The organism is Burkholderia sp. IDO3 (genome assembly GCF_003366075.1).
Taxonomy (GTDB): Bacteria; Pseudomonadota; Gammaproteobacteria; order Burkholderiales; family Burkholderiaceae; genus Burkholderia; species Burkholderia anthina.
The window spans coordinates 1,846,368-1,860,691 of sequence record NZ_CP028962.1; the positions used below are offsets into that span (position 1 = coordinate 1,846,368).

11 protein-coding genes are annotated in these 14,324 nt (G+C 70.4%); 6 read left to right on the forward strand and 5 right to left on the reverse strand.

Features of this window, described 5'->3' with window-relative positions; translation table 11 throughout:
- Positions 1-16: 16 nt before the first annotated feature.
- Both nirB and DCN14_RS08510 read right to left on the reverse strand, forming a co-directional pair.
- Positions 17-2,602, reverse strand: a complete 2,586-nt coding sequence (nirB, locus tag DCN14_RS08505) for a nitrite reductase large subunit NirB (RefSeq protein ID WP_096499686.1) — start codon at positions 2,600-2,602, stop codon at positions 17-19.
- 21 nt (positions 2,603-2,623) lie between these two features.
- A complete protein-coding gene (locus tag DCN14_RS08510) occupies positions 2,624-3,949 on the reverse strand; it encodes an MFS transporter (protein WP_096499688.1) in 1,326 nt (441 codons plus the stop codon).
- Between the two features lie 663 nt (positions 3,950-4,612).
- Between DCN14_RS08510 and cobA the strand changes: the two genes are divergently transcribed.
- From cobA to DCN14_RS08545, 6 genes are all read left to right on the forward strand, one after another.
- Positions 4,613-5,383, forward strand: coding sequence for a uroporphyrinogen-III C-methyltransferase (cobA, locus tag DCN14_RS08520; protein WP_096499692.1), 771 nt, complete (start codon positions 4,613-4,615; stop codon positions 5,381-5,383).
- A gap of 169 nt (positions 5,384-5,552) precedes the next feature.
- Positions 5,553-6,146, forward strand: coding sequence for an ANTAR domain-containing protein (locus DCN14_RS08525; protein WP_096499694.1), 594 nt, complete (start codon positions 5,553-5,555; stop codon positions 6,144-6,146).
- Positions 6,147-6,151: 5 nt separating this feature from the next.
- Entirely contained in the window at positions 6,152-7,195 is a 1,044-nt protein-coding gene (locus DCN14_RS08530; protein ID WP_096499696.1) for a CmpA/NrtA family ABC transporter substrate-binding protein, read from the forward strand.
- 125 nt (positions 7,196-7,320) lie between these two features.
- Positions 7,321-7,920: a uracil-DNA glycosylase family protein gene (locus DCN14_RS08535; protein ID WP_096499698.1), complete on the forward strand. Its 600-nt coding sequence runs from the start codon at positions 7,321-7,323 to the stop codon at positions 7,918-7,920.
- 175 nt (positions 7,921-8,095) lie between these two features.
- Positions 8,096-9,037: an AraC family transcriptional regulator gene (locus tag DCN14_RS08540; RefSeq protein WP_096499700.1), complete on the forward strand. Its 942-nt coding sequence runs from the start codon at positions 8,096-8,098 to the stop codon at positions 9,035-9,037.
- A gap of 129 nt (positions 9,038-9,166) precedes the next feature.
- Entirely contained in the window at positions 9,167-9,865 is a 699-nt protein-coding gene (locus DCN14_RS08545; protein ID WP_096499702.1) for a fumarylacetoacetate hydrolase family protein, read from the forward strand.
- 123 nt (positions 9,866-9,988) lie between these two features.
- Here the strand turns inward: DCN14_RS08545 and DCN14_RS08550 are convergent, their stop codons facing one another.
- The 3 genes from DCN14_RS08550 to DCN14_RS08560 form a co-directional block, all read right to left on the reverse strand.
- Complete coding sequence (locus tag DCN14_RS08550) at positions 9,989-11,200, reverse strand: MFS transporter (RefSeq protein ID WP_096499704.1); 1,212 nt, start codon at positions 11,198-11,200, stop codon at positions 9,989-9,991.
- Between the two features lie 239 nt (positions 11,201-11,439).
- Complete coding sequence (locus tag DCN14_RS08555) at positions 11,440-13,029, reverse strand: trypsin-like peptidase domain-containing protein (RefSeq protein WP_096499706.1); 1,590 nt, start codon at positions 13,027-13,029, stop codon at positions 11,440-11,442.
- Positions 13,030-13,328: 299 nt separating this feature from the next.
- A complete protein-coding gene (locus DCN14_RS08560) occupies positions 13,329-14,201 on the reverse strand; it encodes a LysR family transcriptional regulator (RefSeq protein WP_096499708.1) in 873 nt (290 codons plus the stop codon).
- Positions 14,202-14,324 lie beyond the last annotated feature (123 nt).

The following is a 14,324-nucleotide window of genomic DNA, read 5'->3' on the forward strand; positions in this document are numbered from 1 at the left end:
CTGGTGTCGGTCAGGGTCAGACGGTTGCGGATTCGATCGCGGATTCGGCGACGACGGGAATCGACACGGGCTTGCCGCCCACGCGCTCGTCGGGCGTCGCGGGACGGATCTGGCCGCGCGTCTCGACGAATGCGATGGTGGTGTCCGGCGCGTCGCTGTTCACGAAATGGCGGAAGCGCTTGCGCGTGTCCGGATCGGTGACGGCCTTCTTCCATTCGCATTCGTACGTGTCGACCACGTGCTGCATGTCGGCCTCGAGTTCGGCCGCGATCCCGAGCTTGTCGTGCACGACGACGTCGGTCAGGTAGTCGAGCCCGCCTTCGAGGTTGTCGCGCCATACGCTGGTGCGCTGCAGCCGGTCGGCCGTGCGCACGTAGAACATCAGGAAGCGGTCGATGTAGCGGATCAGCGTCGCGCGGTCGAGGTCGGACGCGAGCAGTTCGGCGTGGCGCGGCTTCATCCCGCCGTTGCCGCACACGTACAGGTTCCAGCCCTTCTCGGTCGCGATGATCCCGATGTCCTTGCCCTGCGCTTCCGCGCACTCGCGCGTGCAGCCCGACACGCCGAACTTGATCTTGTGCGGCGCGCGCAAGCCCTTGTAGCGGTTCTCGATGTCGATCGCGAGGCCGACCGAATCGTCGACGCCGTAGCGGCACCACGTCGAGCCGACGCACGACTTCACGGTGCGCACCGACTTGCCGTACGCATGCCCCGATTCGAAGCCGGCCGCGATCAGCTCTTCCCAGATCGACGGCAATTGCTCGACGCGCGCGCCGAACAGGTCGACGCGCTGGCCGCCGGTGATCTTCGTGTAGAGGCCGTACTTGCGCGCGACCTGGCCGACCGCGATCAGCCCTTCCGGCGTCACCTCGCCGCCCGGCATGCGCGGCACGACCGAATACGTGCCGTCGCGCTGGATGTTCGCGAGGTAGTAGTCGTTCGAGTCCTGCAGCCCCGCGTGCTCCTTCTTCAGCACGAACTCGTTGAAGCACGACGCGAGGATGCCCGCGACGGCCGGCTTGCACACGTCGCAGCCGAGGCCGTGGCCGTGCTTTGCCAGCAGTTCGTCGAACGTCGTGATGCGCTCCACGCGGATCAGGTGGAACAGCTCCTGGCGCGAATGCGGAAAGTGCTCGCACAGATGGTTGTTGACCGCGAGACCCTGCTTCTTCATCTCGGCCTTCATGATCTGCGTGACGAGCGGCACGCAGCCGCCGCACGACGTGCCGGCGCCCGTGCACGACTTCAACGCGCCGAGGCTGGTCGCGCCGCCGGCCACCGCCGTGCAGATCTGCGACTTCGACACGTTGTTGCACGAGCAGATCTGCGCGCCTTCCGGCAATGCGTCGACGCCGATCGCGGGCTTCGCCGCGCCGTCCGACGACGGCAGAATCAGGAATTCCGGCGACTCGGGCAGCTCGATGCGGTTCAGCATCATCTGCAGCAGCGTGCCGTATTCGGCCGCGTCGCCGACCATCACCGCGCCGTGCAGGAACTTGCCGCAGTCCGACACCACCAGCTTCTTGTAGACCTGGCGGCGCTCGTCCGCGTACTGGTAGGTGCGGCTGCCGGCGGTGGCGCCGTGCGCGTCGCCGATGCTCGCGACGTCGACGCCCATCAGCTTCAGCTTGGTGCTCATGTCGGCGCCGGCGAACGCGGCTTCGGCCGCTTCGTCGACGTCGCCGCCGAGCTGCTTCGCGACCACGCGCGCCATGTCGTAACCCGGCGCGACGAGGCCGTACACCATCCCGTTCCAGGCCGCGCATTCGCCGATCGCGTAGATGTCGGCGTCGCTCGTGCGGCACGCGTCGTCGATCGCGACGCCGCCGCGCGGGCCGATGTCCAGCCCGCAGGCGCGCGCCAGTTCGTCGCGGGCGCGGATGCCGGCCGAGAACACGATCATGTCGGCGTCGAGATGCGAGCCGTCGGCGAACGCCATCCGGTGCGTGCCGTCCTCGCCGTCGACGATTTCCCGCGTGTTCTTGCCCGTATGCACGGTCACGCCGAGCGCCTCGATCTTCGCGCGCAGCATCCGGCCGCCGCCGTCGTCGACCTGTACGGCCATCAGCCGCGGCGCGAATTCGACGACGTGCGTATCGAGCCCCATGTCGCGCAGTGCCTTCGCGCATTCGAGGCCGAGCAGCCCGCCGCCGACCACCACGCCGCGCTTCGCGTGCGTGCCGCACGCCTGCATCGCTTCGAGATCCTCGATCGTGCGGTACACGAAGCAGCCCGCGCGATCGTGGCCGGGCATCGGCGGCACGAACGGGCGCGAGCCCGTCGCGAGCACCAGCTTGTCGTACGCGAGCGTTTCGCCCGACGCGAGCGTGACCGTGTGCGCATCGCGATCGATCGACGCGACGCACGCGTTCAGGCGCAGATCGAACTGCGGATGACGCGCGAAGAAGCCCGGCTCGACGAGCGACAGGTCGTCCGCCGACTTGCCCGCGAAGAATTCCGACAGGTGCACGCGGTCGTATGCCGGGCGCGGTTCCTCGCCGAGCACCGTGACCTGCAGCGCGTGCGCCGTGCCGGCTTGTGCCGCGATGCATTCGAGGAGCTTGTGGCCGACCATGCCGTGGCCGATGACGATGAGTTTCATGATGACGTTTCCTTCGGTCGGTCAGTTCGCGGCGTTGGCGGCGGCCAGCGCGCGATCGCGCAGCTCGGCCTCGCGTGCCTTGTGTTCTTCGCTGAAGCGCACGGCCATCGCGCACAGCGCGGTCGCGGTGACGGCGAGGCCGAGCATGCTCAGCGACTGCTGCACGTCGCCGACGCCCTTCAGCAGGAAGGCCGCGGCCACCGCGCCGACGTTGCCGCCCGCACCGACGATCCCCGCGACGCCGCCGAGCGCCTTGCGGTCGATGAACGGCACGAGCGCGTAGGTCGCGCCGCAGGCCATGTGCGTGAAGAGACCGAAGGTCAGCATCGCGACGAGCGCCGTGCCGATGCCTTGCGCATGCGAGAACCAGATCAGCCCGAGCCCTTCGCCGACGATCAGCGCGCATAGCAGCATCGCGCGCACGTCGAGGCTGCGGCGCGCGGCGATCCTGTCCGACAGCCAGCCGCCGAGCGCGCGGGCGAACAGCGCGAGCAGCCCGAACAGGCCGACCGCGAAGCCGGCATCCTTCAGCGACAGGTTGAAGTGATCGACGTAGTACAGCGCGGCGATGTTGTGGATGAACACCTCGACGCCGAAGCACGCGCCGTACGTGACGAACAGCATCCACACGCGATAGTTGCCGCACGCGGCGAAGAAGCTCGCCCAGCCGCCCTTCTTGCCGCTGTCGACCGTCACGCCCTGCTTGCGCAGCGCGACGAAGTCGCCTTGCGGGCAGTCCTGCGTGAAGCGCCAGTACGCCCACGCCATCACGAGCATCGCCGCGCCCGGCACGACCAGCGCGATACGCCACGACGCGTCGTCGCCGAAGCCGAGCATCAGGCCGGCCGCGACGAGCAGCGGCATCATCGCCTGCGTCGCGCCCGCGCCGGCGTTGCCCCAGCCGGCCGTCGTCGCGTTCGCGGTGCCGACCACGTTCGGCGCGAACATCACCGACGTGTGGTACTGCGTGATCACGAAGCCCGCGCCGATCGCGCCGATGCCGAGCCGGCAGATCAGGAACGACAGATAGTCGTGCGTGAACGACACCGCGAACACGGGGATCGCGCCGAGCACCAGCAGGCCGACGTACACGCGGCGCGGGCCGAAACGGTCGCACATCGGGCCGACCAGCAGCCGCACGGCGATCGTCGCGGCCACCGCCGCGATGTTGATGTTCGCGACCTGCGCCGCGGTGAAATGGAATTCGCGCGCGATCAGCGGCATCAGCGGCGCGCACGCGAACCACGCGAAGAAGCACACGAAGAACGCCATCCACGTGAGATGGAACGCGCGCATCGGCGCGGTGCGGAAGCTGAAGAGATCGATACGGGTAGCTTTGTCGGTCATGTCATCCGCCAAACGAAAAACGGCGTCCTGCGCACCCGGTCTCGTCGAGAGACCCGATGCGTAGGACGCCGTTGCCCATGAAGCCCGTTGCCGGGCACGTCGGTAATCGGTACTGCGGACGGATCGCCGTTGATCCGCCCGGACGAGCTTACGCAAACGCCGTGCCATGTCGGATCGAATCGCGCTGCAAGGCCCGCCGCGCAAGGCTCGCCGGTCGATACGGGCGTCGCCGCGATGCGCCGTTCAGGATGCATCGGCATGCAGCGAGGCACAGATGTGGTGCGCTGCAGCACTGTCGCCGTGCGACATCGCGGTGCGCGCCGGTGCGGCACGATGCACGCCGATGCGGCATCGCATGCGCCGCGGCCCCGCGGCTGCATGCGTCTCTGCGGCCGATGCAGCCGCCGCTGCGGTGCATGCCGCCACGCGCGCCGCGTTGCGCGCGCAAGTTGGCCCGGATATTGCTGAATCTGCTGCACACCGGCAACGGCGCCGGTGGGCAGTCTCCGCAAAGCAGGCCCGCCATGAACGGCGGGCACGACAGACCTGGACAACGACGTCCCCCGTGCGCGGCACGGCCGGATGCCGTGGTCGCTTCGGCCGCCCGCCGCCGCGCAACGACACGCACTCGACCGCCGCACCCACGCGGTACTGGAACACGACATGACGACAGGCAAAGTCACGCTGCTGGGCGCCGGCCCCGGCGATCCCGATCTCCTCACGCTGAAGGCCGCGAAGGCGCTGGCGGCCGCCGACGTGCTGCTGCTCGACGATCTCGTCGCGCCCGGCATCGTCGAACTCGCGCCGCACGCGCGCGTGATCCGCGTCGGCAAGCGCGGCGGCTGCCGCTCCACGCCGCAGGCATTCATCGAACGGCTGATGCGCCGCTATGCGCTGCGCGGCGCGCACGTCGTGCGCGTCAAGGGCGGCGATGCGCTGCTGTTCGGCCGCGCCGGCGAAGAACTCGCGACGCTGCGCGCCGCCGCGATTCCGGTCGACATCGTCAATGGCATCTCGTCGGGCTTCGCGGCCGCCGCGAGCCTCGGCATCTCGCTCACGCACCGCGAGCATTGCCAGGGCGTCACGTTCGTCACCGCGCATCGCCAGGATCACGGCGAGCCCGACTGGCGCGCGCTCGCCGCGACCGGCACGACGCTCGCGATCTACATGGGGATGAGCCGCGTCGACAGCATCGCGGCCGGCCTGCTCGGCGCGTTGCCCGCGTCGACGCCGACCGCCGCCGTGCAGTGGGCCGGCACGCCGCACGAACGCCGCTGGACCGGCACGCTCGGCGGCCTCGCGCACGGCGTGGCCGCAGCCGGGCTCGGCAGCCCGGCCGTGATGCTCGTCGGGGCGGCGATCGGCGAAGCGTTCGTGCAGTGCACGGATGCCGCCGATTCCGTCGGTCACGCGATGTTGCCCCGGGCCGCGTAATGCGTCGCATCGCGCGGCGCCGTCCGCACGCCTTTTCCGTCGACCGCAGCCGCGTTCGCGCCGGCTGCCGGGGACGCGAACGCGCAGCCCCGAATCCGTCGCCGTCCGTCCGCGCCCCGCAACCTCCATTCACGCATTGCACCGCAGCCTGTCCGCCCCCGTTCACGTCATGAGTTCGTCCGCCCCGCCCGCACGCCTGCGCGTGCTGCTCGTCACCGATACCGACAAGCCGATCGGCGAACTCGGCGACGCGCTCGCGCGCCTCGGCTACGAAATGCTGAACGACGTCGCGACGCCCGCGCGCCTGCCCGCCGCCGTCGAGGAGCAACGCCCCGACGTCGTGATCATCGATACCGATTCGCCGTCGCGCGACACGCTCGAACAGCTTGCCGTGATGCACGCGACCGCGCCGCGCCCCGTGCTGATGTTCAGCCACGACGCCGACCAGGCGCTGATTCACGCGGCAGTCGGCGCGGGCGTCAGCGCGTATCTCGTCGAAGGGCTGTCGGCCGAGCGTCTCGCGCCCATTCTCGAAGTTGCGCTCGCGCGCTTCTCGCACGACGATGCGCTGCGCCGCCGGCTCGCCGACGTCGAACGCGAGCTTGCCGAGCGCAAGCTGATCGACCGCGCGAAGCGTCTGCTGATGGATCAGCGCAGACTGTCCGAACACGATGCGTATGCGCAATTGCGCAAGCGCGCGATGGATCAGGGGCTGCGCATCGTCGACGTCGCGCGGCAACTACTCGACGCGCCACCTCAATGACTGCCATGAACACTTCGTCTCCCGTCGCGCCGGAACGCGCGCATCTTCGTCTCGGGTTCGTCGCGCTGAGCGACGCGGCCCCGCTGATCGTCGCGCAACGGCTCGGGCTCGGCGCGCGCCACGGCCTCACGCTCGAACTGAGCCGCCAGCCTTCGTGGGCCGCCGTGCGCGACAAGCTGCTGACCGGCGAGCTCGACGCCGCGCACGCGCTGTACGGGCTCGTGTGCGGGCTGCAGCTCGGCATCGGCGGCCCGCAGGCCGACATGGCCGCGCTGATGGTGCTCAACCGCAACGGCCAGGCGATCACGTTCGCCCGCGGCCTCGCCGACGCGTACCGCGCAAGCGGCGACGTGCGCGCCGCCTTCGCGACGCTCGGCCGCAAGCCGTTGCTCGCGCAGACCTTCCCGACCGGCACGCACGCGATGTGGCTGAACCACTGGCTCGCGTCGCACGGCGTCGATCCGCTGCGCGACGTGCGCAGCGTCGTGATCCCGCCGCCCGAGATGGTCGCGGCGCTCGCCGGCGGCGAGCTCGACGGCTTCTGCGCGGGCGAGCCGTGGCACGCGGTGGCCGATGCGTGCGGCGCGGGCCGCACCGTCGCCGTCACCAGCGAAATCTGGCCCGATCATCCGGAGAAGGTGCTCGCGACCCGGCGCGAGTTCGTCGCGCTGTATCCGGCCACCGCGCGCGCGCTGATCCGCACGCTCGTCGATGCGTGCGCATGGCTCGACGACGCCGCGCACCGCCGCGACGCGGCCGGCTGGCTCGCATCGCCCGACGCGCTCGGCGTGCCGGCCCGGCTGATCGCGCCGCGCCTGCTCGGCGACTACGGCACGGGGCCGTTCGCGCAGCCGCCGCTGCCGATCCGCTTTCACGACGGCGGCACCGTGAACCGGCCGGATCCGCACGACGGCCAGTGGTTCCTGTCGCAATACCGGCGCTGGGGCATGCTCGGCGGCACGCACGACGACGCGGGCATCGCCGCGGCGATCGCGCAAACCGCGTTGTATGATGCTGCGGTCGCCGAAGGCGGTGCAGCGGGCATGTGACGCCCGGATACGGGGCGGCCTTAAAAGGCGCAGTGCCATGCCGAACCCCCGAAGCGATGCACCGGCCCCGGCGCGCTGCCCGGACGCTCCGGTCCGTGTCGCCACGCCGTCCCCATTCCGAATCGATGCCGAAACGAACGCGCGCGCCGCTCGACGTGCTGCTCACCGAAATCCGCGCGTGCCGCGCATGCGAAGCCGATCTGCCGCTCGGCCCGCGCCCCGTCGTGCGCGCCCATCGCGACGCCCGCATCCTGATCGTCGGGCAGGCGCCCGGCGCACGCGTCCATGCGAGCGGCATCCCGTGGGACGACGCGAGCGGCAAGCGGCTGCGCGACTGGCTCGGCGTCGATGCCGACACGTTCTACGACGAGACGCGCTTCGCGATCGTGCCGATGGGCTTCTGCTACCCGGGCCGCGGCGCGAGCGGCGACAACCCGCCGCGCCCCGAATGCGCGCAATTGTGGATCGACCGGCTGCTCGCCGAACTGCCGTCGATCCGGCTCACGCTGCTGATCGGCCAGTACGCGCAGCGGCATTTCCTGCGCGACACGCGCAAGGCCACGCTGACCGACACCGTCGAAGCGTGGCGCGACTACAGCCCCGACGTACTGCCGCTGCCGCATCCGTCGCCGCGCAACCAGGCGTGGTTCAAGCACCACCCGTGGTTCGACGCCGAGGTCGTGCCCGAGGTGCGGCGCCGGGTCGCGCCGCTGATCGACCGGTAGCCGGGACGGGAACGGCGCTCGAGGGCGCCGGCACGATTCGGCGTCCCGCCCCGTCGTCCACCCGTTCACCCGCCCGCCGGCGCCGCAACGGCCCCCGATTTCGGACGATGCCTGGGGCAGACCGATTTCGCTGTACCATCGCGGCTCAACCGCGCCACGAACAGCAGAATCCTCCATGCCCTCCACCGCCCCGCCGCGCCTGTACGGGATGCCCGAACGCAGCGACCGGCTCGACTTCTACATCCGCGACCAGACGTCGCGCCAGGCGATCACCGAGCCGCACCGGCACGCGTATTTCCAGATCCAGTTCAACCTCGGCGGCGACACCGAGCAGCGGATCGGCGGCGTCACGCGGCCGTTTCCGCGCGGCGCGCTCGCGTTCGTGCTGCCGCACCGCGAGCACCTGATTCCGCATCCGGAAGGCGCGCACTTCGTCGTGATCAACTTCAGCCAGGCGTTCCTGCGCGCCGATCTCGACGTCGATCCGCTCGATCTCGAGGACGTGCCCGCGCACCGCTTTCCCGAGCTGACGCCGTTCCGCTTCCAGGAGCATCTCGACTTCATCCTGACCGGCGACGCATTCGACGAGGCGCGCCGCCTCGCGCTGTGCATGCTCGACACCGATCGCGTGCGCACGTTCGGCTCGACCACGCTGCTGCGCGGCTACCTGCTGCAGTTGATCGGGCTCGTCTGCACGCAGTACGCCGGTGCGCTCGACAAGCTCGCGCAGCGCGGCGCGCAACGGGCCGGCCGGCGCGACGCGCTCGCGCGCGTGCTGCGCCATGTGCGTGCGAACCTGACCCGCGAGGACCTGACGCTCGCCGCGACCGCCGAGGCCGCGTTCCTGTCGCCGAACTACCTCGCGCATCTGGTGCGCAAGGAAACCGGCAGCACCTTCACCGATCTCGTGACCGAGCGCCGGATCGCGCTCGCCCAATCGTTGCTCGCGCATACGAGCCGGCGCATCGCGGACATCGCGCGCTCGGTCGGCTTCCGCGACGAAGGGTATTTCGCCCGGCGCTTTCGCGCGCGGGTCGGCGTGTCGCCGAAGGCGTACCGGGACGCGAACGCCGCGCTGCCCGGCGCCGACGACACACCCGCAGCCGGCGACGCGTAGTTTTGTCCGGTTAAAACGCAGTTGCGTCGCATCCGGGAGCACATGCGTCGGGTATCGTTTCATGCATGCCGGCCCGTGCCGCGTTGCGCGGGCGTCGGCATCCGTCTATCCATCGAACGAGGCCATCCGATGTCCGCATACGTCATCGACGCTTCCGAGCGTCCTTCCGTCGAAGTCGAACAATCGTCCGCGCGCTTTCCGGTGCGCCGCGTGTTCTGTGTCGGCCGCAACTACGCCGACCACGCACGCGAAATGGGTGCCGATCCCGATCGCGAACCGCCGTTCTTCTTCACGAAGCCGGCCGACGCGATCGTCCCGGCCCGCGGCACCGTCCCGTATCCGCCGCTGACGAACGATCTCCATCATGAAATCGAACTGGTCGTCGCGATCGGCAAGGACGGCCGGTCGATCGACCCGGCCGACGCGCTGTCGCACGTGTGGGGCTACGGCGTGGGCGTCGACCTCACGCGCCGCGACCTGCAGGCCGAAGCGAAGAAGCTGAGCCGTCCGTGGGACTGGGCGAAGGGTTTCGACGCGTCGGGCCCCGTGACCGCGCTGCGTCCGGCCACCGCGACCGGCCACCCGGCGAGCGGCCGGATCTGGCTCGACGTCAACGGCGAAACACGCCAGCAAGGCGATCTCGCGGACATGATCTGGGCCGTGCCCGACGTGATCGCATACGTGTCGCGCTCGGTCGAACTGAAGGCCGGCGACCTGATCTTCACCGGCACGCCGGCCGGCGTCGGCGCGCTGCAGCCGGGCGACCGCGTGACGGGCGGCGTCGATGGCGTGGCCGCGTTCGAGTTCGTGGTCGGCGCGAAGCCGTAACGCATCCGCAGGGCACACGCGACGGGCCGCCATTCGAGGGCCGTCGCGTTGCGCCGCCGGCCGCCGATCGCTGCGATGCGGGCATTGCTCCGGGCCGGCACGCCCTTCGCATGCCGTCGTCGGTTACACGTCGCCTTCGCGTGCATCGAACCGGTGCACGCACACGGCGGCCGCGAGCGCGAGCGCGGCGGACAACAGCATCATGACCAGCGGCGCATAACCCGCGTTGCCGGTCGTCAACACCGCGCCCGTCAACGACGACAACGCGGCCCCGCCCGCGATCGTCATCGCGCCGGCCAGCCCTGACGCACTCCCGGCCAGTTCCGGCCGCACCGACATCGCGCCGGCATGCGCGCCCGGATTCGACAGCCCGTTGCCGACGCCGATCAGCACGCACGGCCCGAACCACGCGATCGCATGCGTCGCCCCGCCGAACCACAGCGCGAGCGCGATCGCCGGCCCCAGGCACGCGACGGCCCGCCCGCACAGAATCGTCGTGGCGAGCGGATAACCGCGCGCACGCCGCGCGGCGACGAAGCTGCCGCACACGAACCCTGCCGTGACCGCCCCCATGCAGACACCGATCTCCGCCGGCGGAATACCGAACACCGTTTTCGCGGCGAGCGGCGCGCCGGCCAGGAACGCGTAGAACGTCCCCGTCGAAAACGCCATGCAGAGCGCATAGGCCCAGAAGCGGCGCGCATGCAGCAACGCCGGATACGCGCGAAGCTGACGCGCGAGCGACGACGACCGGTTCGTATGGGTTTCGACGAGATCGAACGCGCACCAGCCGAGCAACATCATCCCGGCCGCGCCGAGCAGCCAGAAGCTCGCGCGCCAGCCGGCCGTCTGATCGAGCGCGCCGCCGAGCGTCGGGCCAAACATCGGCGCGAACGCGGCCGCCATCGCCGCATAGCCGATCCGGCTCGCCGCGCGCGCACCGCCGCCGGTATCGCGAATCGTCGCCATCGACACCGGGTAGACCGACGTGATCGCCGCCTGCATCAGCCGGCAGCCGAGAAACACGCGGATATCGGTCGCCATCGCGCAACCGAGCGAGCCGAGCGTAAACACGCCGACGCTCGTCAGCACGATCGGCCGCCGCCCGAACCGGTCCGACAGCGGCCCCATCACGCACTCCAGCGACGCGGCCACCGCCGCGTAACCGCCGAGCGACAGCGCGACCATCGCGTAGCCGGCGCGCAGGTCGCGCGCGATCGCGGGCAGCGACGGCAGGAACAAGCTCAACGGCAGCACCGAGAACGCGCACAAGAGGAGCAGCGTCGCGTGTCGCGGCGCAGCCGGTTCGGAAGCGATCGGCAGGTTCGATTGCAAGCGGATGCCCTCCGCGCACGCGCCGCATGGCCGTGCGCAACGCAAAAAAAAGCCCCCGAACCAGTCGGGGGCGCATGGGTGCCGGCGCGGTGCCGCTACCGGACCCTGCGCCTGTGTACTACTACGATGAAGCTTGCCGTTTTCATGCCCGTTTTCATGCCGGATAGCGCCTGAATGCCCGAGTCGCGGGCAGCGATGTCGAACGATGGTAGGCGCACGACGCGGCCCGCGTCAACGCCCTATCTCGCATGCACCGACACGAACCTGCGTGCGTTGTCGCGCTGGATCAGCACCGCGATCACGCTGCCGCCGGTCGCTTCGAGCGTCTGCACGTCGTCCGGCGTTTCGAGCAGCGTGTCGTTGAGTTCGAGGACGACGTCTCCCGGCCGGATCCCCGCACTCGCCGCCGGCCCGTGCACCGCGTCGACCATCATCCCGACCGCGAGCCCCGTCGAGCGCCGTTCGTCGTCGCTCAGCGGGTGCATCGTCAACCCGAGGCGATCGCCGCCGTCGGCCGGCCGTGCGGCGGCTGCGGCTACACCGGCCACGCCGGCAGCACCCGCGGCGCCCGCCGCGCCAGCGCTGCCCGCGGCGGCGGCGTTGCCGATCGCGTCGTCCGCTCCCGTGACCGTCAGCACCATCGGCACGCGGTTGCGGATCAGCCGCAGCGGCGCCTTCCCGCCGGGCGGCAACGCGGCGGCCAGGTCGTTCAGCTCGGCCGACCGGCCGATCGGCTTGTCGCCGAACTGCACGATCACGTCGCCGGGCCTCACGCCGGCCGCGGCGGCCGGCGAGCCGGAATCGACGCCGTTGACGAGCGCGCCCGCCGGACGCGGCAAGCCGAACGCGGCGGCCAGCCCGATGCCGACGTCCTGCACGTCGACGCCCAGCGCATTGCCGGACGACGCACGCTGCGCCTGCGCGTTGGCCCGCATCTGCGCCTGAACCTGCGCACGCACCTTCGCCGCGAGCGCGATCGGAATCGCGAACGTCATGCTCGCGTAGCGGTTCGCGCCCGTGTACACCTGCACCGCGATGCCGATCACGTCGCCTGCCCGGTTGAACACGGGGCCGCCGGAATTGTCGGGGTTCACCGCGATGTCGGTCTCGAAGAACGGAAACACGCCGCCGTCGGGCAGCGCATGCGACGTCGCGCTGACGATGCCGGCCGTCACCGTGTTGCCCGAGCCGTCCGGCGCGCCGATCGTCATCACCGGCTCGCCCGCGCGCACCCGCGACGAATCGCCGATGCGCACGAAAGGCAGCTTCGTCGCGTCGGCGTGCAGCACCGCGACGTCGCTCTGCGGATCGACGGCCAGCACCGTCGCCTTGAATTCGCGGCGATCGGCGAGCCGCACCGTCACGTCGCTCGCATCGCCGACGACATGCGCGGACGTCAGGATCAGCCCGTCGGCGCTGACGATGAAGCCCGAGCCGCTGCCGGACACCGCGCGCGGCGACGTGTCGGGCGCCGGCGCCTGCGGCCCCTGCGTCGACGGCGGCGGCGCGCCGCGCCGGAAGAACGCGGCGATCGGATCGTCAGGATCGAGAATCGTGAACGACGGGCCTGCCGCCTGCTGGTCGGGCGCGGCCGTCATGATGGTCACGACCGCCGGGCCGTAGCGGTCGACGATCGCGGGGAAGTCGACCGGCATCGAGTAAGGCGGTGCCACCGGGCGATCCTTCACGACGGGCGGGGTGGCGGGCGGTGCGGCAGGTGGCGCGACGGTCGCGGCAAAGGTGGGCGGCAGGGACGACAAAAAGCAGGCGAACACGCCCCCGGTCAACGCGGTGCGAAGCACGGCGCGAACAAGCGTCTGGCGAACCACGGTGCACCTCCCCCGGCAGTCGCGCGACGCCCGGCGCGAGACGCGCGGACGCCCGACAAGCACCGGTACACGCTCCATTTATAGTCCACGCCGCATCGCGCAACATACGCATCGAAACCCGCATGCCGGGTGGCCGCGCGACCGCAGAGCCGCGACAGCGGGCATTCCGGACAAAGTGGGCGATTCGTCAATCCGAATATTCACCGCGGATCGCATCCGGCCCATCGACGAAACGGGCAACGTGCGGCCAGCCAGATTCGGCGTTCACGCGAGTCGATGGAAATCGCCAAGCCGCACGCTCACGCCAGCGTCAGAAAATTACGCACCACCGCCGACGGATCATCGCGTCGCGACGCAATCGCCAGCCGCGCGCGCAGGCCGTTACCCGCGACCGGCCGATACACGACGCCCGCGACCTGCACCTGCGTGATCGCCTTCGGCACGATCGACACGCCGAGCCCGGCCGCGACGAGCGTCACCGCCGAGGCGATTTGCGGCGCCGGCTGCGCCATGCGCGGCTGGAAGCCGGCGGCATTGCAGGCGGCGACGATGTCGTCGAACAGCGCGCTGCCCGCTTCGCGCGGCACCTGGACGAACGCCTCGTCGGCCAGCGCCGCCAGATCGATCCGGCGCCGCTGCGCCAGCCGATGCGCGACGGGCAGCGCGACGAACATCGGCTCCTCGTCCCAGTTCGCCGCCAGCAACGTGTCGGCGATGCGACGCTCCGGACGCACGATCGCGACGTCGAGCCGCCCGGCTGCCAGCGCCTCCAGCAGCACGCCGGAAGTCGCTTCCTGCAACGTCAGCTCCGTGTCCGGAAACGCTTCGCGGAAACGGCGAATCAGGTCGGCCACTTTCGAATTGAACGCCGCCGTGCCGGTGAAGCCGACCCGCAGCTGCCCGATTTCGCCGCGTGCGGCCCGCCGGGCCGCCCGCGCCGCGCGCTCCGCATCGTCGAGCACGCGCCGCGCCTCTTCCGCGAACACCTCTCCCGCGACGGTCAGCTCGGCACCGCGCGCGGTCCGCCTGAACAGCTCGACGCCCAGCTCGCTCTCGAGCGCCTTGATCTGCTGGCTCAACGGCGGCTGCCCCATGCCGAGCGCTTCCGCGGCCTTGGTGAAGTTCGACGCGGCGGCCACGGCCAGAAAGTAGCGGAGATGTCGGAGTTCCATGCGCGATGTGATCCCGGGATAAACGGAGGCGGCTTCTCGGCCAGATGAGAAACGTATCGCTACGGTTCATTTCATATATTGGACATATGTTTGACCATGCGCAAGAATTCGGGTATTCCCTAG

What these genes read in the sequence shown, in the direction of transcription:
- nirB (WP_096499686.1), bottom strand. Translation starts at nt 2,602, where the DNA reads ATGAAACTCATCGTCATCGGCCACGGCATGGTCGGCCACAAGCTCCTC.
- DCN14_RS08510 (WP_096499688.1), bottom strand. Translation starts at nt 3,949, where the DNA reads ATGACCGACAAAGCTACCCGTATCGATCTCTTCAGCTTCCGCACCGCG.
- cobA (WP_096499692.1), top strand. Translation starts at nt 4,613, where the DNA reads ATGACGACAGGCAAAGTCACGCTGCTGGGCGCCGGCCCCGGCGATCCC.
- DCN14_RS08525 (WP_096499694.1), top strand. Translation starts at nt 5,553, where the DNA reads ATGAGTTCGTCCGCCCCGCCCGCACGCCTGCGCGTGCTGCTCGTCACC.
- DCN14_RS08530 (WP_096499696.1), top strand. Translation starts at nt 6,152, where the DNA reads ATGAACACTTCGTCTCCCGTCGCGCCGGAACGCGCGCATCTTCGTCTC.
- DCN14_RS08535 (WP_096499698.1), top strand. Translation starts at nt 7,321, where the DNA reads ATGCCGAAACGAACGCGCGCGCCGCTCGACGTGCTGCTCACCGAAATC.
- DCN14_RS08540 (WP_096499700.1), top strand. Translation starts at nt 8,096, where the DNA reads ATGCCCTCCACCGCCCCGCCGCGCCTGTACGGGATGCCCGAACGCAGC.
- DCN14_RS08545 (WP_096499702.1), top strand. Translation starts at nt 9,167, where the DNA reads ATGTCCGCATACGTCATCGACGCTTCCGAGCGTCCTTCCGTCGAAGTC.
- DCN14_RS08560 (WP_096499708.1), bottom strand. Translation starts at nt 14,201, where the DNA reads ATGGAACTCCGACATCTCCGCTACTTTCTGGCCGTGGCCGCCGCGTCG.